We start from the raw sequence: 18,432 nt of genomic DNA, 5'->3' as shown, positions 1-18,432 counted from the left end.
TGACTTTTTGCGTCCGGGCCGTGACCGGCCGGTGACGCGAGGGACGGGCGGCCCCGCCAGAGGGCTGGCGCGAGGGCGCTGTCGTCGGAGGGCCGGCGCGAGGGCCGCCACCGGAAGGCTGCCGCCCGAGGGCTGTCGCTAGAGCGCTGCCGCGCCCTGTACGCGCAGGGCCTGTCCGTACTGCTGGAGGATCCACAGCTCGTTCTGGACGGTGGCGAGGCGGGCCGCGTCGCCGCCCGTGCCGAGGCGGGTCAGGGAGGACTGGACGTCCTGGATACGGCGGTCGACGGCTCTGCGGCGGACCATGACGAGCTGCTCGCCCGCGTACACCTCGTCCACGTTCTTGCGCATGATCGCCTCGACCGCCAGTTCCGTGACCATCGCGCGGACGGTGTCGTCGGGGGCCGCCTCGCGGACGCGGATCAGATACTCCTGCGGGTCCTGGGTGCCCCACTCGGCGCCGCCCGCGTCCTGCACGGCCTGGCGGACGGCCGCGTAGGGCGGGGCGGTGAACTCGTCGACCCCGTACGCGTCGAACGCCGGGGAGACCAGCTCGGGGCGCTGGAGGGCGAGCTTGAGCAGTTCGCGCTCGGTGGCGAAGACCGGGTTGCGCAGGGTCAGCGCCGGGCCGGAGTGGGCGGGGGCGGCGCCCGTCATGGCGTACGGCTGCTGGGGGGGGGCGGAGGCGGGGCCCCGGCCGCCGCGGTCGCGGGCCCAGCGGGCGAGCTGGCCGACGCGCTTGACGACGAACTGGGTGTCGAGGATGCCGAGGAGCCCGGCGAGCTGGACGGCCACCTCGTGCTGGGCGCCGCTGTTCTTGATGCGGGCGACGACCGGGGCGGCCTCGTCCAGGGCGGCGGCGCGCCCGGCGGGGGTGTCGAGGTCGTAGCGGGCGACGATCTGGCGCAGGGCGAACTCGAAGAGCGGCGTGCGGGGTTCCACCAGGTCGGACACCGCGTCGTCGCCCTTGGCGAGCCGCAGATCGCAGGGGTCCATGCCGTCGGGGGCGACGGCGATATAGGTCTCGGCGGCGAACTTCTGGTCGTCCTCGAAGGCGCGCAGGGCGGCCTTCTGGCCCGCGGCGTCGCCGTCGAAGGTGAAGATGACCCGCGCGGAGCCGTTGTCCATCAGCAGCCGGCGCAGGATCTTGATGTGGTCGCCGCCGAAGGCGGTGCCGCAGGTGGCGATGGCCGTGGTCACCCCGGCGAGATGGCAGGCCATGACGTCCGTGTAGCCCTCGACGACGACCGCGCGGCTGGACTTGGCGATGTCCTTCTTGGCGAGGTCGATGCCGTACAGGACCTGGGACTTCTTGTAGATCGCCGTCTCGGGCGTGTTGAGGTACTTGGGGCCGGTGTCCGCCTCGTAGAGCTTGCGGGCGCCGAAGCCGACGACATCGCCCGCGATGTCCCGGATGGGCCACATCAGACGGCCCCGGAAGCGGTCGATGGGGCCGCGGCGGCCCTCCTGGGCGATGCCGGAGAGCAGGAGTTCCTTGTCGGTGAAGCCCTTGCCGCGCAGATAGCGCGTGAGGTGGTCCCAGCCCTGGGGGCTGTAGCCGACGCCGAAGTGGACGGCGGCCAAGTGGTCGAAGCCGCGCTCGGTGAGGAAGGCCCGGCCGGTCTCGGCCTCGGGGCCGGTGGCGAGCTGCTCCGCGTACCACTCGGCGGCGATCTTGTGGGCCTCGACCAGGCGGATGCGCTCGCCGCGCTGATGGGAGGGGTTGTAGCCGCCCTCCTCGTAGCGCAGGGTGATGCCGGCCTGGGCGGCGAGGCGCTCGACCGCCTCGGAGAAGGAGAGGTGGTCCACCTTCATCACGAAGGTGATGGTGTCGCCGCCCTCCTGGCAGCCGAAGCAGTGGAAGAGTCCCTTGCTCGGGCTGACCTGGAAGGACGGCGACTTCTCGTCATGGAACGGACAGAGGCCCTTGAGATTGCCCCCGCCCGCGTTCCTCAGCTGGAGGTACTCGGACACCACGGCGTCGATCGGGACCGTGTCCCGAACCGCCTTCACGTCCTCGTCGTTGATCCGTCCAGCCACGAGGAGAGTCTACGGGGGCGCACCGACACTCACGGGACGAGGTTTTCGAGCGGAATATGCGGGTCCGCCAGATCGTCCGTGCTGACCGGGGCCCCGGAGCGGATCAGCTGCTGGATCGGGTCTGTGACATCCCACACGTTCACATTCATCCCGGCCAGCACCCGCCCCTCCGTCAGCCAGAACGCGATGAACTCCCGCTTCGCCGCGTCCCCCCGGATCACCACCTGGTCGTACGACCCCGGCGGGGCCCAGCCGCTGTACTCCATGCCCAGGTCGTACTGGTCGGAGAAGAAGTACGGCACCCGGTCGTACGGGGTGTCCGTGCCGAGCATCGACCGCGCGGCGGCCGGTCCGCCGTTGAGGGCGTTCGCCCAGTGCTCCACCCGGACCCGGGCCCCGAACAGGGCGTGCGGGAAGGCGGCCACATCACCGGCGGCGTAGATGTCGGGGTCGGAGGTGCGCAGCTGTTCGTCCACCAGGATGCCGCCGCCGTCCGCGCGGTCGGCGATCGCCAGACCGGCCGACTCGGCGAGACCGGTGCGAGGGGCGGCGCCGATCGCGGCGAGCACGTCGTGCGCCGGGTGCTCCTCGCCGTCGTCGGTACGGGCGGCCAGGACCAGGCCGTCCTGGCCGACGATCTCGGTGAGCCGCGCCCCGAAGTGGAACCGCACCCCCCGGGAGCGGTGCAGCTCGGCGAAGAGGGCGCCCAGCTCCGGGCCCAGCACCCCGTGCAGCGGGGTCGGCGCGGACTCGACGACGGTGACCTCGGCGCCGTACTCCCGGGCCGCCGCCGCGACCTCCAGACCGATCCAGCCGGCCCCGGCGATCACGATGTGCCCGTTGTCCCGGCCCAGGGAGGACAGGACGCCCTTGAGGCGTTCGGCGTGGTGGAGGCGGCGCAGATGGTGGACGCCCGCCAGGTCGGTGCCGGGGATGTCCAGGCGGCGCGGCTCGGAGCCGGTGGCCAGCAGCAGCTTGTCGTAGTGGACGAGGGTGCCGTCGTCGCCGAAGCGGACGGTCTTCGCCGCGCGGTCGATCCGGTCGACCGTCTGGCCGAGATGCAGCTCGATGTCATGGCGGGCGTACCAGGCGGGTTCGTGGACGAAGACGCTGTCGCGCTCCTCCTTGCCGAGCAGATAGCCCTTGGACAGCGGCGGGCGCTCGTACGGGTGGTCGCGTTCGTCGCAGATCAGTATCACCCGCCCGTTGAAACCCTCCGCCCGGAGCGTCTCGGCCGCCTTCGCCCCGGCGAGTCCGCCTCCGACGATGACGAATGTCTGATCCGCGTCGACCACTTGATGCCTCCTCGTAAAAATGCCGCCACAGAAGAGTGCCGCCATAGGCGAGCGTCCCGCACGCAGCGTGATGGGGGAAGAGGGGGTGACCCGATCAGGCCACGGAGGGTCACCTTCGAGTGCCTCTGCGTCTCTTCCGGGTGCCTCTGCTGTCCCTTCCGGGTGCCTTTGACGCCTTTTGGCCGCCCGCTGTCACGCCCCCGCGCGCGGGGCGGTCAGGCGGTGGTGCAGGGTGCGGGCGGAGGCGTCGGTGAGCGAGGCGATCTGGTCCACGATCACCCGCTTGCGCGCCCGGTCGTCCGGGGCGGTGTCGAACAGGGCGCGGAACTGCGGGTCCAGGCCGTCGGGGGCGCGCGCGGTGAGCGCCTCGGCGAGTTCGGCGACCACGATCCGCTGATCGGCCCGGATCCGGGCCTGCTCGTCACGCTGCATCACATACCGGTCGGCGACGGCCTTGAGCACCGCGCACTCCATCCGGGTGGCGCGCGGGACGACGAGTTCGGCGCCGTACCGGGTGAGGCGGCCCCCGCCGTACGCCGCTCTGGTGGCGCCCTCGGCGGCCAGACAGAACCGGCCGATGAGCTGGCTGGTGGCGTCCTTGAGGCGGGCCTGGGCGACCGCCGAGCCGTCGTAGCCGTGCGGCCACCACTCGGCGTCCAGGAGGCGGTCCAGGGCGGCGGCGAGTTCGGCCGGGTCGGTGCCGGCGGGGACGTACCGGCCGACGGCGACCGCGAAGACCGCCTGGCGTTCGGGTTCGGCGTGCAGGCAGTTGGGGTCGATATGGCCGGCGTGCAGCCCGTCCTCGACATCGTGGACGGAGTACGCCACGTCGTCGGACCAGTCCATGACCTGGGCCTCGAAGCAGCTGCGGGTGCCGGGGGCGGCCTCGCGGACCCAGTCGAAGACGGGGCGGTCGTCGTCGTAGACACCGAATTTGCGGGAGGCGGGGTCGGTGGGGTGCGCTCCGCGCGGCCACGGGTACTTGGTGGCGGCGTCCAGGGCGGCGCGGGTGAGGTTGAGGCCGACGGAGCCCTCCGGGGTGAACCGTTTGGGCTCGATGCGGGTGAGGAGGCGCAGGGACTGGGCGTTGCCCTCGAAGCCGCCGCAGTCCTCGGCGAACTCGTTGAGCGCTTGTTCGCCGTTGTGGCCGAAGGGGGGGTGGCCGAGGTCGTGGGAGAGGCAGGCGGCCTCCACGAGGTCGGGGTCGCAGCCGAGGGCCGCGCCGAGTTCCCGGCCGACCTGGGCGCACTCCAGGGAGTGGGTGAGGCGGGTGCGGGGGCTGGGGTCCCATGCCTGGGAGGTGCCGCCGGGGGTGACGACCTGGGTCTTCCCGGCGAGTCTGCGGAGCGCGGCGGAGTGCAGGATGCGGGCGCGGTCGCGTTGGAAGGCGGTACGGCCGGGGCGTTTGTCGGGCTCCGGTGCCCAGCGGGTTGTCGCCGACGGTTCGTAGGGGGTGGCTTCCGGGGTGTCGACCATGGGGTTGACAGTAGGGGAGGGAGTGGTGGGGGTGGGGTTTGGGGGGGCGGCTCGTGTGGCGGGGTTTTGTTGTCTTGCCGGTGCGGGTTGGGGGTGGTTGGTTGCGCAGTTCCCCGCGCCCCTGGAGGGCGGCTCGTGTGGCGGGTTTTTGTTGTCTTGCCGGTGCGGGTTGGGGGTGGCTGATCGCGCAGTTCCCCGCGCCCCTAAAGGGGCGCTGTGTGGATGTGGGATTTGAAGGTGGCCTGGGTGTAGCGGTGGAGGATCAGGTGGGGGAGGGAGGGGTGGGGGCCCAGGGGGGACGACGCCAGCCAGGGGGGCTCCGTGGCGCACTGGGTGGCGAAGCGGCCGGGGGACGTGAAGTACGAGGCCACGGCGATGCGGGGGCGGCCCTCCGCGCGCAGGGTGCTGATCGCCTCCAGGACGGTCGGGTGGGCCGCGGAGGCGTAGGCGGGGCGGACGGGGACGCCGAGGCGGGTGGCGAGGAGACGGGCGGTGCGGGCGGTGTCGAGGGCGGCCTCGGGGTCGCGGGAGCCCGCCGCGGCCAGGACGACGGCGGTCGTACGGCGGTCGCGGTCCGTCAGCCGGGTCGGCCAGCCGGCCTCGGTCAGCCGGGTATGCAGGATCTCGGCGAGGAGGGGGTGGGGGCCGAGGGGCGCGGCGACGGTGGTGCGGAGGGGGGTGGTCGCCGCCAGGTCCGGGATGTCCCGTTTGACGTGGTAGCCGCGGCTGAGGAGGAGAGGGACGAGGATCGCCTCGTCGGCGGGCAGGGTGGCGAGGGTGTCGGGGAGGAGCGGGGCGTTCAGCTCGATGTGGCCGAGGTGGACGGGGAGGTCGGGGCGCAGGGCGCGGACCTGGGCGGCGAGGGCGTGGACGGTGGTGAGGGCGCGGGGGTCGCGGCTGCCGTGGGCGACCAGGACGAGGGCGGCCGGACGGTCGGGCGGGGCGGTCATGAGGCGATGGTGACGCGGCGAGGTTGCCTGGCCGTTGCCCGGCCCGTCATGGCTGTTTGCGGTGGCTTCACGGCGGTTCACCCCTTGGTGTGAGGAGGGGCGGGAACTCTCACGGGTCTGGAACACGTTTTCGCTGGTGACGGGTGGATGTGGGGCTGATGAGGGGTGAGAAGTGAGGGTGGGGTCGAGGTGGTCCAGGGGGCTTCGCCGCGTGCGGTGGGCGCGTCCGCGGATACCGAGGAGCACGGCCGGGAAGCGGCGGCTGACGCAGATCGTGATGGCGATGTGCGTGCTGGCGCTGCTGCCGGCGACCTGGCTGCGGCTGACGACCGGTGACCGGTTGCGGACGATCGCCGATGTGCCGCGCACGGATGTCGCCGTGGTCTTCGGCGCCGGGCTGCGCTGGGACGGCGAGCCGTCGCGGTATCTGGCGGACCGGCTGGACGCGGCGGCGGAGCTGTACCGGGCGGGACAGATCAGAGTCGTGCTGGTCACGGGTGACAACAGCCGGGAGGAGTACGACGAGCCGGACGCCATGCGCGCCTATCTGACCCGGCTGGGCGTTCCGGACGGGCAGATCGTGAGTGACTACGCGGGCTTCGACACCTGGGACTCGTGCGTGCGCGCCAAGGAGATCTTCGGGGTGGACGAGGCGGTGCTGATCAGTCAGGACTTCCATATCCGCCGGGCGGTGGCGCTGTGCGAGGCGGCCGGGGTGTCGGGGTACGGCATCGGGGTGCCCGACTACAGACCCGGACCCTCGTACTCCGGGGGTGTGCGGGAGATCCTCGCGGCCGGGAAGGCGGCGTGGGATGTGGTGGTGCGGCCCGATCCGGCGTTCCTGGGGCCGCGCGAGGAGGGGGTACGGCAGGCGCTGGCGAGCGGGGAGTAGGGCGGAGAGGGCCGTTCGCGGGGGCGTCCGCGGGGCCGTCCGCAGGGCCGTCGCCTCCTCGAAGGGGGCGGCGGGGTCAGCGGGCGGTGCGGGTGCGCCAGTCGCCGGTCTCTATGAGGGTGCCGTGGGTGCGCAGTCCGGCGGCGATCCGCGGGGCGGCGAGATACACCCAGGCGTGGACGGGCGTGCCGTCCGGGTCCTGGACGACCTCGCGGGTGACCCGTTCGTAGAGGCTGCGGGGGTCGCCGGGGACGTACTCCTCCAACTCGTCCAGGGTGCGGAGCAGTTCGGCGTAGGTGTCGGGGCGGGCGGTGATCAGCTCGCCGTGCACCACTCCGCCGGGCGCCGGGACGGCGTAGGGGTAGCCGGGGCCGTCGTAGAGGACCGCGCCGGGCAGTCGGGCGGGGTGTTCGGCGCGGGTGCGTCCGCTGAGGAAGGCGTGGTGGTTGGCCTCGCCGGGGCGGAGGGTGCCGTAGACGAAGAAGGGGAGGGGTGGGAGGGGAGGAAGGGGCGGGACTGGCGGGAGGGTCACGGACGGGATTGTCTCCCGTCCGTGTGTTCGAGCTACCTCGGGGGTGTGCCGGTCGTCGGGGGTGTGCCGGTCGTCAGGGGTGAGTTGGCCGTCAGGGGTGAGTTGGCCGTCGGGGGTGTGCTGGTCGTCGGGGCGTGACGGTCGTCGCGGGTGTGCCGGTCATCCGGCGTAGGGGCGGCGGGCGCGGCCCTCGCGGAGGGTGTGGGCCCACCAGACGAGCTGGTCGAGCATCACCTTGGCGCTCGCGTCGGGGCCGGTCGGGTCCTTGGGGCGGCCGGAGTCGTCGAAGAGGGCGCCGGCGTTGTGGAAGGAGACGGTGTCGCGGAGGGTGACGGCGTGCAGTTCGGCGAAGACCTGGCGGAGTTGCTCGACCGCGCGCAGACCGCCGGAGCGTCCGCCGTAGGAGACCAGGGCGACGGGCTTGGCCCGCCATTCGCCGGAGTGCCAGTCGATCAGGTTCTTCAGACCGGCCGGGAAGGAGTGGTTGTACTCGGGGGTGAGGACGACGAAGGCGTCGGCCGCCGCGAGCCGGGGGGTGACCTCGGCGAGGGCGGCGGTGGCCTGCGGGGTGCGCTGCATGGTCGTGGGCAGCGGGATCTCGGCGACGTCCACGAGGTGCGGGACGAGGCCGTCGTGGGCGCGGACGCGGTCCAGGAGCCAGTCGGCGATGACGGGGCCGAAGCGGCCGTGCCGGTTGCTGCCGACGACGACCGCGACATCGAGGGGAGCGGGCGCGGCGGGCGGGGTGGTGCTCTCGGTGGTCATGCGGGACAGGCTGGTACCTCAACTTTGGTTGAGGTCAAGCCGGGTGAGGGGGTGGGCGGGGCGCGGGGGCGGTCACCCATTCACACCCCTGCCGGGTGTCCTTCGGAGACTTTCTCGGTGGCGGTCCCCCTCTCCCCCATGACCTGCTGAAACGCGTCGGAGGCCGGGGGCGGGAGGGGCGCGCGGCCACCCGTTCACCGCGGTTCGGGCGCTTCCTCGACAAGCGGGCCCGGCGCGGGGCCCTTTTCCTCAAGGGGCAGGCACACGCCCGTGACGCACGCACGGAACGCGGCGCGCAGAACCGACTGCTGGGCCGACCGCCGAACCGACCGCCGAACCGACCGCTGAGCCGACCGCTCGAAGGAGCACCGATGCGACGTACCGCCCGGCTGCTGGCCGCCACCGCGCTAGCCGTGACCGCCGCCGGCGGCGGCCTCGCCGCACCCGCGTACGGCGGCGGGACGCCCGCGACGGACGGGGCGCCGCGCGTCACGCCGGGCGCCGGGGTTCCGCCCTCCGGTGCCCTGGAGGTGGCGCCGCGCACGGTGGCACCCGGCACCCATGTCACCGCGACCACCGATGTGTGCGGCGACAACGGGGCGGCCGACGGGGATGCCAGCGCGGTCGGCGCCGGGCGGTTCACACTGGCGCCGACGACGGACGAGGGCCGGGCGCTCGGCCAGTTCAAGGTGCCGGAGAGCGCGGTGCCGGGGACGTACGAGATCGTCGCGAAGTGCGCCAAGAGCGGGCGGCAGGCGCTGGGCGATCTGGTGGTGGCCCTGGGCCCGGCGCACGGCGCGGCGGCGGTCCATCCGCGCGGCAGTGTGAAGACGGGGGTCGGCGGCGCACTCGGTCCCGACCCCGTGCAGACCGCGGCCGGAGTGGCGGCACTGGCCGTCGCCGCCGCGGGCGGTACCTGGCTCCTGCATCGCCGGGCGAGAGGCGATGGGATGTGACGGACACCCTCCGCTGTCCGTCCACCGGTACCGCACGACCCCGGCCCCCTCCTGGTCCGACGCCCCTCGCGGCCCGGAGGGGGCACGGGGAGAACGGAGAGAGGGAAGAAGAGAGGGAAGAGAAGGAGAGGGGGCGTGATGCGCTCTGTGGGGAACGCCGCGATAGCCGGGATGACCGTCGTCTCCCTGTGCACCGGCCTGTGGCTGCTCGGACCCGGCGCCGCGCGGGAGACACCGCCCCAGCCGTCCGCCGCCCAGGCGGGCACCGGCCCCGGAGCCCGGAGCGGGGCCGCGCCCGCGCTGCCGCCCTCGCCGCCGGACCGTATCCGCGTCCCCGGCATCCGCGTCGACGCCCCGCTGATGGGCCTCGGCCTCACCCCCGGCGGCAGCCTCGACGTCCCGCCCGCCGCCGACAAGAACCTGGCCGGGTGGTACGAGGCCGGAACCACCCCCGGGGAGACCGGCACGGCGATCGTCGCCGGGCATGTCGACAACCGGCAGGGACCCGCCGTGTTCTACCGGCTCGGCGCGCTCCAGCGCGGGGGCCGCATCGAGGTGGACCGGCGGGACGGCTCGGTCGCCGAGTTCACCGTCGACGCCGTGGAGGTCTATGACGCCGATGCCTTCCCGGACCACAAGGTGTACGGGGCCGCCGACCGGCCCGAGCTACGGGTGATCACCTGCGGCGGGGGGTACTCGCGGGACACCGGGTACCAGGGGAATGTGGTGGTGTTCGCCCATCTCACGGGGAGTCGCTAGCCAGGGCGCGTCCCTTGTACCGCGGACACCGGGTGAGCGCCGCGGCCGGGCTCAGCCGATCGACTTGATCACCCTGGCGGGCACTCCCGCGACCACGCTGCCGGCCGGAACATCCCGCGTGACCACCGCACCGGCCGCGACCACCGCACCGGCACCTATGGTCACTCCCTGGGTGACCACGGCAGCCGTCCCGATCCACACGTCGTCCCCGATGACGATCGGGGCGAAGGAGAGGTACTCGCGGCGCTCGGCCAGGGGCAGCGGATGGCCTCCGGTAATCAGGCTGACCCTGGGGGCGATCATGACGCCGTTCCCGATGCGGATGCCGCCCTTGTCCATGAAGGTGCATCCCTGGTTGACGAAGACGTTACGCCCGAACGTCGTGTTCAGCCCGTGCTCGGTGTAGAACGGCGGGTAGATCACCACCGACTCCGGCAGCGGGCCACCGAACACAACGGAGAGTTGTTCCGCGCGGCCCTGCTCGTCGCTGAACGGAAGCACGTTCAGCCGAGAGGTCGCATCGGTCACCTCCGCGATTCGCTCCGCGTGACGCGCGAACTCAGGTGTACGTACATACATGACCTGCTCTGTGCGAGTAGACATGCGCCGATCTCATCACCGCGCGGCCCACTGGATCAAACAACCTCACCCTCAGCAGACACAACCAAGGGTTGTGAGATCCGGGGTTGTGGGATCCAGGGTGGGGGGACCCAGGGTGGGGAGGCCCTGCGAGGGTTACGGCAGTGCCGGCTCCGGTGGTACCCCCTCCACGTTCGCCCTCCCCCACGCCCCGAGCGGCTCCAGCGCCGCGTTGAGGGACGTACCGCGTGCCGTCAACGAGTACTCGACCCTCGGCGGCACCTCGTCGTACTCCTCCCGGTGCACGATCCCGTCCGCCTCCAGTTCGCGGAGCTGGGCGGCGAGGACCTTCTCGGTGACGCCCGGCAGTTCCCGGCGCAGCTCGCCGAAGCGGTGCGGCCGTTCGTCCAGCGCCCACAGGATGAGCACCTTCCACTTACCGCCGATCACATCCATCGCGGCATCGATCCCGCAGAAATACCGTCCCGGCCGTCGTCCGTTCGACATCCCGGCCCCCTTCTGTCGTCACCGGCGTCCGGTACCCCGCTGAGCAGGACGCTATCCCCGAGGTAACCGCCCACTCCAAAGTACGTACTTGAGCAGGCATGTTCCCCGACCCGAGGCTAACCGCATGACCGACACCGCGATCACGAAGACCACCCCCGCGACCCCGAAGCCCCCCACCCCCGTCACCCTCCTCGGCACTGGTGCCATGGGTACCGCCCTGGCCCGTGCCTGGCTCGCCGCCGGGCACCCGGTCACTGTCTGGAACCGCACCGCCGCCCGTGCCGAACCGCTCGCCGCCGAGGGCGCCACCGTCGCCGCGAGCGCGGCCGAGGCGGTCGCCGCCGGTCGGCTGGTCATCGTCTGTCTGCTGGACGACGCCTCCGTCGGCGAGGCCCTCGCGGACGCCGATCTCACCGGACGCGATCTGGTCGACCTCACCACCGGGACCCCGGGCGACGCCCGTTCCCGGGCCGCGTGGGCAAAGGCGCGCGGGGCGCGTTTCCTGGACGGCGGGATCATGGCCGTACCGCCGATGATCGGGGATGCCTCGTCCGGCGGGTATGTGTTCTACAGCGGGTCGGCGGAGCTGTTCGAGGAGCACCGGGAGACGCTCGCGCGCCCGGCCGGGACCACGTACGTCGGCGCGGACCCCGGTTTCGCCGCGCTGTACGACATCGCGCTGCTGAGCGGGCTGGACGGGGTGTTCACCGGGGTGCTGCACGCCTTCGCGCTGCTGCGCCGGGAGGACATCGCGCCGAGCGCGTTCGCCCCGCTGCTGGTCGACTGGCTGGTGGCGATGGCTCCGGCCGCGCACGAGGTGGCCCAGCAACTGGAGAGCGGCGACTACCGCACCGGCGTGGTCTCCAACCTCGCCATGATGGTCACCGGCAGCCGGACCATGCGCCGCGCCGCCGAGGAACAGGGCGTCACCACCGAGCTGTTCACCCCCATCTGGCGGCTGATGGAACTGCGTCTGGCCCAGGGCCACCCGGACGAGGGCAGCACCGGGGTGGTCGACCTGCTGCTCACCTAGCCGACCCTTCCCGCCCACGCGATCCACCAGTCGACCCTTCCCACCCACACGATCCACCAGTCGACCCTTCCCGCCTACGCGATCCACTGCTCGTACGCCAGATTCGCCACCAGCGCGAACACCACCGTCAGCAGCACCACCCGGACGAAGCCGCTGCCCCGCTTGAGCGCGGTGTGCGCGCCGAGGGTGCCGCCGGCCAGGTTGAACACCGCCATCAGCGCCGCGAGCTGCCACAGCACCGTGCCCTGCCAGGCGAACATCGCCAGCGCCCCGGCGTTGGTGCAGCAGTTGACGATCTTCGCGGTGGCGGAGGCGGTCACCAGGTCGAGGTGGAGGACGGCGGTCAGGGCGAGGACCAGGAACGTGCCGGTGCCGGGGCCGATCAGCCCGTCGTAGAAGCCGATGCCGAGGCCGGCCAGGCCGATCGCGGCGAGCCTGCGGCGGCGGGTGACCGGTCCCGGGGCCGGTGCGGAGCCGAAGGCGGGCTTGAGGATGACGAAGGCGGCGACGCCGAGCAGCACCACCATGATGACCGGCTTGAGCACCTCGGTGCTCATCCCGGCCGCGAAGAAGGCGCCGCCCGAGGAACCGGCGAGGGCGGCGAGCCCGATCCGGACGGCGGTGCGGACATCGACCGGGGCCTTACGGGCATAGGTGATCGCCGCGCCCGTGGTGCCGACGATGGCGACCGCCTTGTTGGTGCCGAGGGCGTACACGGCGGGGGTGGAGCCGGGCAGGCCCAGCAGCAGCGCGGGCAGCAGCAGGAGCCCGCCCCCGCCGACCACCGCGTCGATCCAGCCGGCCGCGAGGGCGGCGAGGCAGAGCACGGCGAGGGTGGTCAGGGATATGTCAGGCATGATCGCGACCCTAGGACCTGGCCGAACAACCCTCGCACCCGCCCCCGACAGCCGGGGAGAACCGCACCGGCAGCCGGGGGGAACCGCACCCGCAGCCAGGGAGAACCGCACCCGCAGCCGGGGAGAACCGCACCCCACCCCTCGTGGCCGAAGGGCCCTCACACCCACCCCCCGCCCCCGCTGAGCGCAGCGTTCCCCCCGGGAAACAGGTGCGATGCGGTCGGGAAACACCCACCGCGCACGCTGCCAGCATCACCACCTGCCGGTGCGGCCAGCGGCATCACCACCGCTGGCACGAACACCGGCACCACCACCCGCCGGTACGAACAGCGGCATCACCACCCCACCGCCACAAACACCGGCACCACCACCCGCTGGCACGGACGACGGAGGCTGCCGCGTATGACCGACACCCCGGGGACCCCGCCCACGCCCACGATCGTGCTCGTCGGCCACGGCATGGTCGGTCAGCGGTTCCTGGAGGCGCTCGCCGAGCGGGGCCTGACCGCGACCCACCGGGTGGTGGTGCTCTGCGAGGAGCCGCGGCCGGCGTACGACCGGGTGGGGCTGACGTCGTACTTCGCGGGGCGTACCCCGGAGGAGCTGTCCCTCACCGACCCGGATTTCCTCGCGGCGCACGGGATCGAGCTGCGGCTCGGGGACCCGGCGGAGCGGATCGACCGGGCGGCCCGGACGGTGAGGGCCCGCTCGGGCGAGGTCGTCCGCTACGACACCCTCGTCCTGGCCACCGGCTCCTACCCCTTCGTGCCGCCGGTGCCGCACAGGGACGCCGAGGGCTGCTTCGTGTACCGGACCATCGATGATCTGCTCGCCATCGAGGCGTACGCGAAGGCCGGGGCCCGGACGGGCGCCGTGGTGGGCGGCGGGCTGCTGGGGCTGGAGGCGGCGGGCGCGCTGAAGGGGCTCGGCCTCGCCACGCACATCGTGGAGTTCGCGCCCCGGCTGATGCCGGTGCAGGTGGACGAGGGCGGGGGCGCGGCCCTGCTGCGGACGGTCGAGGAGAAGGGGCTGACCGTCCACACCGGGACCGGCACCCAGGAGATCGTCACGGGCCCGGCGGGCGCGGTCAGCGGGATGCGGCTGTCCGACGGGTCGGAACTCGCCGTCGATCTGGTGGTGTTCAGCGCCGGTGTCCGCCCCCGCGACCAACTCGCCCGGGACTGCGGGCTGGCGGTCGGCGAGCGCGGCGGCATCGCGGTCGACGAGCAGTGCCGTACGGTCACCGATCCCGCGGTGTTCGCGATCGGGGAGTGCGCGCTGAGCGCGGACGGCCGGGTGTACGGGCTGGTGGCGCCGGGCTATGAGCAGGCGGAGACGGCGGCGGCGACCCTCGCGGCCGACGAGGCGTCCTTCACCGGCGCCGACCTCTCCACCAAACTGAAGCTGCTCGGCGTGGATGTGGCGTCCTTCGGCGACGCGCACGGCACGGCGGCGGACTGTCTGGACGTGGTGTACTCCGACGCCCGGTCCGGTCTCTACAAGAAGCTGGTCGTCGCCCGGGACGGCCGCCTGCTGGGCGGCATCCTGGTCGGCGACGCGGACGCGTACGGCACCCTGCGCGCGCTGACCGGCTCCGTGCCGCCGGTCGCCCCGGAGTCGCTGGTGCTGCCCGCCTCCTCCGGAGGAGCCTCGCTCGGCCCCTCCGCCCTCCCGGACGACGCCGTCGTCTGCTCCTGCCACAACGTCACCAAGGGCACCGTCCGCGCCGCCGTCACCGACCACTCCTGCGCCACCGTCCCCGAGGTGAAGAAGTGCACCCGGGCGGGCAGCGGCTGCGGCAGCTGTGTGAAGGTGCTGGGCCAGCTCGTCAGCGCCGAACTGGAGGCGAGCGGTGTCGAGGTCGACAAGGGGCTGTGCGGCTGCTTCGGCCAGACCCGCGAGGAGCTGTACGAGATCGTCCTCGCCCTGCGGATCACCACCCACCGCGAACTGCTCGACCGCTACGGCCGCGAGGGCGCCCGGGACGGCGACGGCTGCGAGATCTGCAAGCCCGCCGTCGGCTCGGTCATCGCCTCGCTGGCCGGGACGATCGGGGTGAGCGGCTATGTCCTGGACGGCGAGCAGGCCACCCTCCAGGACAGCAACGACCATTTCCTCGCCAATCTCCAGAAGAACGGGTCCTACTCCGTCGTCCCGCGCATCCCCGGCGGTGAGATCACCCCGGAGAAACTGATCGTGATCGGGGAGATCGCCCGGGACTTCGGGCTCTACACCAAGATCACGGGTGGTCAGCGCATCGATCTGTTCGGCGCCCGGGTGGAGCAGCTCCCGCTGATCTGGACCCGGCTGGTCGACGCGGGCTTCGAGTCGGGCCACGCCTACGGCAAGGCGCTGCGCACGGTGAAGTCCTGCGTCGGGCAGACCTGGTGCCGCTACGGCGTGCAGGACTCGGTGCGGATGGCGATCGACCTGGAGCTGCGCTACCGGGGGCTGCGCTCCCCGCACAAGCTGAAGTCGGCGGTCTCCGGCTGCGCCCGGGAGTGCGCGGAGGCCCAGTCGAAGGACTTCGGCGTGATCGCCACGGCGAACGGCTGGAACCTGTACGTCGGCGGCAACGGCGGCGCCACCCCGCGCCACGCCGACCTGCTCGCCCAGGACCTCACCGACACCGAACTGATCCGCCTGATCGACCGCTTCCTGATGTTCTACATCCGCACCGCCGAACGCCTGGAGCGCACCTCGACCTGGCTGGAGCGGCTGCCGGGCGGCCTGGACCATGTCCGGGAGGTGGTGGTGGCGGACTCGCTGGGCATCTGCGAGGAGCTGGAGCGGCTGATGGCCGACCATGTGGCGCATTACCGCGACGAGTGGGCCGCGACCATCGCCGACCCCGAGAAGCTGGCCCGTTTCGTGTCCTTCGTGAACGCCCCCGACACCCCGGACCCGGTGGTCGGTTTCGTCGCCGAGCGCGATCAGATCAAGCCGGACCTGCCCCTGCTCGCCATCGGACTGCGCCCCGGCGCGGGTCCCGTCCTGGAAGGAACCGCCCCGCGATGACCATGGCTCCCGCTCCTGAGAAGACCGACGTCAAGGTGCAGATCCGGCTCTCCGCCGACAGCTGGCTGACGGTCTGCGACCTGGACACCCTGCTCCCCGGCCGGGGCGTCGCCGCGCTGCTGCCGGACGGCGGCCAGGCGGCCCTGTTCCGCGACCGCGCGGGACGGCTGTACGCCATCGACAACCGTGATCCGTTCGGCGGGGCGGCGGTGCTCTCCCGCGGCCTGACCGGCACCCACGCGGGCCGCCCGTTCGTCGCCTCCCCCCTCCTCAAGCAGCGCTTCGACCTGGAGTCGGGGCGGTGCCTGGACGAGGAGGGGGTGGGGGTGCGGGTGTACGAGGTGCGGGCGGCCTGAGCCCTGGGGGCGTCAGAGCGGGACGCCGACCCCCGTGAACGTGGTGCTCGGCAGCTGCGGGCTGGTGAAGCGGGCGTTGACCAGGTAGAGGCGGTTGCCGAAGCGGGCGGCCGTGGCGGGGACGTCGAAGCGGGGGTCGGTGATCGTACGGCGGAGGGTGGCGCGGGTCCGGGTGAGGTCCAGGTCCCAGACGGAGACCAGGTTGTGCCGGTTCTGGACGACGTAGAGCGTCGAGCCGACCCGGACCAGGCCGTCGCCGTAGAGGACCGACTCGGCGCCGGTGAGGGTGAAGCGGCGGGCGGCGCCGGTGCGCAGGGAGATCCGGTACAGCGCGCCCGGGTTGCTCTGGACGACGATCAGGTCCTTGCCGTCCGGGGTGGCGACGATGCCGTTGGCGTTGTTGATGTCGGGGATCTGGACCCAGTCGCCGGTCAGCGGGAGGGCGCGGACGCCCGCGGTGCTCCGGCCGCGCGGGACGCCGTACAGGACGGGGTTGCGGGAGTCCGTGAACCAGGCGCGGTCGCCGGTGAGGACGACGTCGTTGATGAAGGCGGGGGTGGCGGTGGTGAGGGTGTGGGTGGTGCGCAGGGCGCCGGTGCGGGCGTCGACGAGGCGGGCGGTGCCGCCGGCGCCGCCGGCGAGGTAGAGCGTGCCGTCGCCGTCGAGTTTCAGGCCGATGGTGGCCGTGCCCGGGGTGCCCGGGTGGAGGATCTCGCCCTGGCCGGTGCGCAGATCGGTGCGCAGGACGGCACCGTTGGCACGGGAGCCCATATAGGCGTAGGGGCGGCTGCCGATGGTGATGCCCTCGGGGAGGAAGCCGTCGGGGAGGGGGAACTCCGTGGGCCAGGAGGCGGGGGGGGGAGTGGGGGCAGGGGCGGCGGTGGCGGTGCCGGTGGTCGCGGCGGTCAGGGCCGCGCCGGTCAGTCCGGCCAGTCCGGTCAGTAAGGCGCGGCGGGTGGTGCGGGCGGGGGGTGTGGTCCGGGTGGTCATGGGTCATGCCTCCGGGGGCGGTGAGCGGGTGGGACGCGGGGGACTCTGGCAACTCGGGGAACTCTAGGAACTCGGGCTCGGGTGCGTGCTCCCTGCGAGGGGTCAACGCCCGTACGGCCAGCGGGAGTTCCCCCGCGTCCCACCCGCCACTCACCGGTCCGCCGGGCTAGGCGCGGAACGGGCCGGTGACCTCGTAGGTGATGCCGCCGGAGGAACTGCCGCTCGTGCCGCGCTGGCTGGAGAAGTAGAGGCGGCGGCCGTCGGGGGAGAACGCGGGGCCGGTGATCTCGGAGGCGGACTGGCCGTCGATGCGCAGGAAGGGCGCGATCACATCGGCCGGGGTGATCACACAGATCTCCATATTGCCGCCGTCCTCGGCGACGTAGAGATCGCCGGAGGCCGAGCCGGTGATGTTGTCGACGCCGGTCAGGGGAGCGGTGCCGGAGGTGACGAGGGAGTCGTCGTAGGCCAGCTCATAGGTGTTGTTCGTCAGATTGAGCTGCCAGACGCGGTTGTCGCCCTTGGTGGTGAACCAGACGGTGTCGTCGGCGTAGTGGCAGCCCTCGCCGCCGTTGAAGGACTTGGAGCCGGAGACCTGGGTGCGGGTGGTGGTCGGGGAGCCGTCCGGGTCGGGGACATTGGCCCAGGTGAAGGAGCCGGAGGTGGCGGTTCCGGCCACCATCACCTGGAGGGTGCCGGTGGAGAGGTTGCCCCAGGTCGTCGGGACGAAGCGGTAGAAGCGGCCGTTGGTCTCGTCCTCGGTGAGGTAGACGACCCGGCGGACCGGGTCGGCGGCGGCGGCCTCGTGCTTGAAGCGGCCCATGGCGTCCCGGCGGACCGCGGCGCCGACGCCCCAGGGGTCGGTCTCGTAGACATAGCCCAGGGACACCTCCTCGCAGGACAGCCAGGTGTTCCAGGGGGTCTTGCCGCCCGCGCAGTTGGTGCGGGTGCCGGACAGGATCCGGTACGCGGCGGTCACCGTGCCGGTGGCCGAGAACTTCACCGCGCTCGCGCCGCCCGAGGGATTGATCTCCGAGTTGGACACATAGATCCAGCCACTGCCGTCCACGTAACAGGCACCGCCGTCGGGGGCGTTGTGCCAGGTGTACGAGGTGCCGGGGACGGCCTGGCCCGAGCGGGCGATCACTCTGCCGGTGAATCCGCTGGGCAGTCTGATGCCGTTGGCGTCCGGTGCGCCGAGGGCCCCGTAGGGGCCGGTGCCGGGCTGGGCCGGGGCCGCGTAGGCGGCGCCGCGCCAGAGGCTGCCGCCGAAGGCGGCGGCGGAGCCGCCGAGGACGGCCGCACGCAGAAGGTGACGACGTTCCACTCTCACTCCAAGAGGTGCCGTGACCGGCCCCGCCACCGGTCGGCGGCGGGGTGGTGCGGTCCGGGACGTTAGGCGAGCGGGATGGACAAGTCATGGACAT

17 protein-coding genes are annotated in these 18,432 nt (G+C 72.6%); 6 read left to right on the top strand and 11 right to left on the bottom strand.

Annotated elements, in window-relative coordinates; translation table 11 throughout:
* Positions 1–138: 138 nt before the first annotated feature.
* From dnaG to ABZX40_RS17750, 4 genes are all read right to left on the bottom strand, one after another.
* A complete protein-coding gene (gene dnaG / locus ABZX40_RS17765; RefSeq protein WP_355731669.1) occupies positions 139–2,040 on the bottom strand; it encodes a DNA primase in 1,902 nt (633 codons plus the stop codon).
* A 29-nt stretch (positions 2,041–2,069) separates the two neighbouring features.
* Positions 2,070–3,335 carry an FAD-dependent oxidoreductase gene (locus tag ABZX40_RS17760; RefSeq protein WP_355731667.1) on the bottom strand — a complete coding sequence of 422 codons (1,266 nt, stop codon included), beginning with the start codon at positions 3,333–3,335 and terminating at the stop codon, positions 2,070–2,072.
* 192 nt (positions 3,336–3,527) lie between these two features.
* A complete protein-coding gene (locus ABZX40_RS17755; RefSeq protein ID WP_355731665.1) occupies positions 3,528–4,811 on the bottom strand; it encodes a deoxyguanosinetriphosphate triphosphohydrolase in 1,284 nt (427 codons plus the stop codon).
* Positions 4,812–5,014: 203 nt separating this feature from the next.
* Positions 5,015–5,761 carry a sirohydrochlorin chelatase gene (locus ABZX40_RS17750; protein ID WP_355731663.1) on the bottom strand — a complete coding sequence of 249 codons (747 nt, stop codon included), beginning with the start codon at positions 5,759–5,761 and terminating at the stop codon, positions 5,015–5,017.
* A gap of 211 nt (positions 5,762–5,972) precedes the next feature.
* Between ABZX40_RS17750 and ABZX40_RS17745 the strand changes: the two genes are divergently transcribed.
* Complete coding sequence (locus tag ABZX40_RS17745) at positions 5,973–6,653, top strand: ElyC/SanA/YdcF family protein (RefSeq protein ID WP_355731661.1); 681 nt, start codon at positions 5,973–5,975, stop codon at positions 6,651–6,653.
* A 76-nt stretch (positions 6,654–6,729) separates the two neighbouring features.
* Here ABZX40_RS17745 and ABZX40_RS17740 read toward each other — a convergent pair whose 3' ends face one another.
* Both ABZX40_RS17740 and ABZX40_RS17735 read right to left on the bottom strand, forming a co-directional pair.
* The gene (locus ABZX40_RS17740; RefSeq protein ID WP_355731659.1) at positions 6,730–7,185 is read right to left on the bottom strand and encodes a gamma-glutamylcyclotransferase family protein; all 456 of its coding nucleotides are present in this window, start codon (positions 7,183–7,185) and stop codon (positions 6,730–6,732) included.
* A gap of 159 nt (positions 7,186–7,344) precedes the next feature.
* A complete protein-coding gene (locus ABZX40_RS17735) occupies positions 7,345–7,950 on the bottom strand; it encodes an NAD(P)H-dependent oxidoreductase (RefSeq protein ID WP_355731657.1) in 606 nt (201 codons plus the stop codon).
* Between the two features lie 371 nt (positions 7,951–8,321).
* On the opposite strand from ABZX40_RS17735, the gene ABZX40_RS17730 reads away from it, so the two are divergent.
* Both ABZX40_RS17730 and ABZX40_RS17725 read left to right on the top strand, forming a co-directional pair.
* Complete coding sequence (locus tag ABZX40_RS17730) at positions 8,322–8,906, top strand: hypothetical protein (RefSeq protein WP_355731655.1); 585 nt, start codon at positions 8,322–8,324, stop codon at positions 8,904–8,906.
* 138 nt (positions 8,907–9,044) lie between these two features.
* Positions 9,045–9,665, top strand: a complete 621-nt coding sequence (locus ABZX40_RS17725) for a class F sortase (RefSeq protein WP_355732125.1) — start codon at positions 9,045–9,047, stop codon at positions 9,663–9,665.
* Positions 9,666–9,716: 51 nt separating this feature from the next.
* Here the strand turns inward: ABZX40_RS17725 and ABZX40_RS17720 are convergent, their stop codons facing one another.
* Positions 9,717–10,244, bottom strand: coding sequence for a DapH/DapD/GlmU-related protein (locus tag ABZX40_RS17720; protein ID WP_355731653.1), 528 nt, complete (start codon positions 10,242–10,244; stop codon positions 9,717–9,719).
* 156 nt (positions 10,245–10,400) lie between these two features.
* Positions 10,401–10,751, bottom strand: coding sequence for a helix-turn-helix domain-containing protein (locus tag ABZX40_RS17715; protein ID WP_355731651.1), 351 nt, complete (start codon positions 10,749–10,751; stop codon positions 10,401–10,403).
* Between the two features lie 124 nt (positions 10,752–10,875).
* Between ABZX40_RS17715 and ABZX40_RS17710 the strand changes: the two genes are divergently transcribed.
* On the top strand, positions 10,876–11,784 hold the full coding sequence (locus tag ABZX40_RS17710; protein WP_355731649.1) for an NAD(P)-binding domain-containing protein: 909 nt from the start codon (positions 10,876–10,878) through the stop codon (positions 11,782–11,784).
* A gap of 74 nt (positions 11,785–11,858) precedes the next feature.
* On the opposite strand, the gene ABZX40_RS17705 is transcribed toward ABZX40_RS17710, so the two are convergent.
* Positions 11,859–12,641 carry a TSUP family transporter gene (locus ABZX40_RS17705; RefSeq protein WP_355731647.1) on the bottom strand — a complete coding sequence of 261 codons (783 nt, stop codon included), beginning with the start codon at positions 12,639–12,641 and terminating at the stop codon, positions 11,859–11,861.
* A gap of 402 nt (positions 12,642–13,043) precedes the next feature.
* Between ABZX40_RS17705 and nirB the strand changes: the two genes are divergently transcribed.
* Together nirB and nirD are read left to right on the top strand one after the other, a co-directional pair.
* The gene (nirB, locus tag ABZX40_RS17700) at positions 13,044–15,659 is read left to right on the top strand and encodes a nitrite reductase large subunit NirB (RefSeq protein WP_355731645.1); all 2,616 of its coding nucleotides are present in this window, start codon (positions 13,044–13,046) and stop codon (positions 15,657–15,659) included.
* A 2-nt stretch (positions 15,660–15,661) separates the two neighbouring features.
* Positions 15,662–16,015 (top strand): nitrite reductase small subunit NirD, encoded by a 354-nt coding sequence (nirD, locus tag ABZX40_RS17695; RefSeq protein WP_355732123.1) that lies wholly within the window; start codon positions 15,662–15,664, stop codon positions 16,013–16,015.
* 12 nt (positions 16,016–16,027) lie between these two features.
* Here the strand turns inward: nirD and ABZX40_RS17690 are convergent, their stop codons facing one another.
* Both ABZX40_RS17690 and ABZX40_RS17685 read right to left on the bottom strand, forming a co-directional pair.
* The gene (locus ABZX40_RS17690; protein ID WP_355731643.1) at positions 16,028–17,005 is read right to left on the bottom strand and encodes a superoxide dismutase; all 978 of its coding nucleotides are present in this window, start codon (positions 17,003–17,005) and stop codon (positions 16,028–16,030) included.
* A gap of 166 nt (positions 17,006–17,171) precedes the next feature.
* On the bottom strand, positions 17,172–18,332 hold the full coding sequence (locus tag ABZX40_RS17685) for an alkaline phosphatase PhoX (RefSeq protein WP_355731641.1): 1,161 nt from the start codon (positions 18,330–18,332) through the stop codon (positions 17,172–17,174).
* Between the last annotated feature and the right edge of the window lie 100 nt (positions 18,333–18,432).

It is taken from the genome of Streptomyces sp. NPDC004610 (assembly GCF_040609715.1).
In the GTDB taxonomy this organism is placed as follows: Bacteria; Actinomycetota; Actinomycetes; order Streptomycetales; family Streptomycetaceae; genus Streptomyces.
The sequence above is the reverse complement of the archived record's forward strand: the minus strand, read 5'-3'. Positions and strand labels throughout refer to the sequence as shown.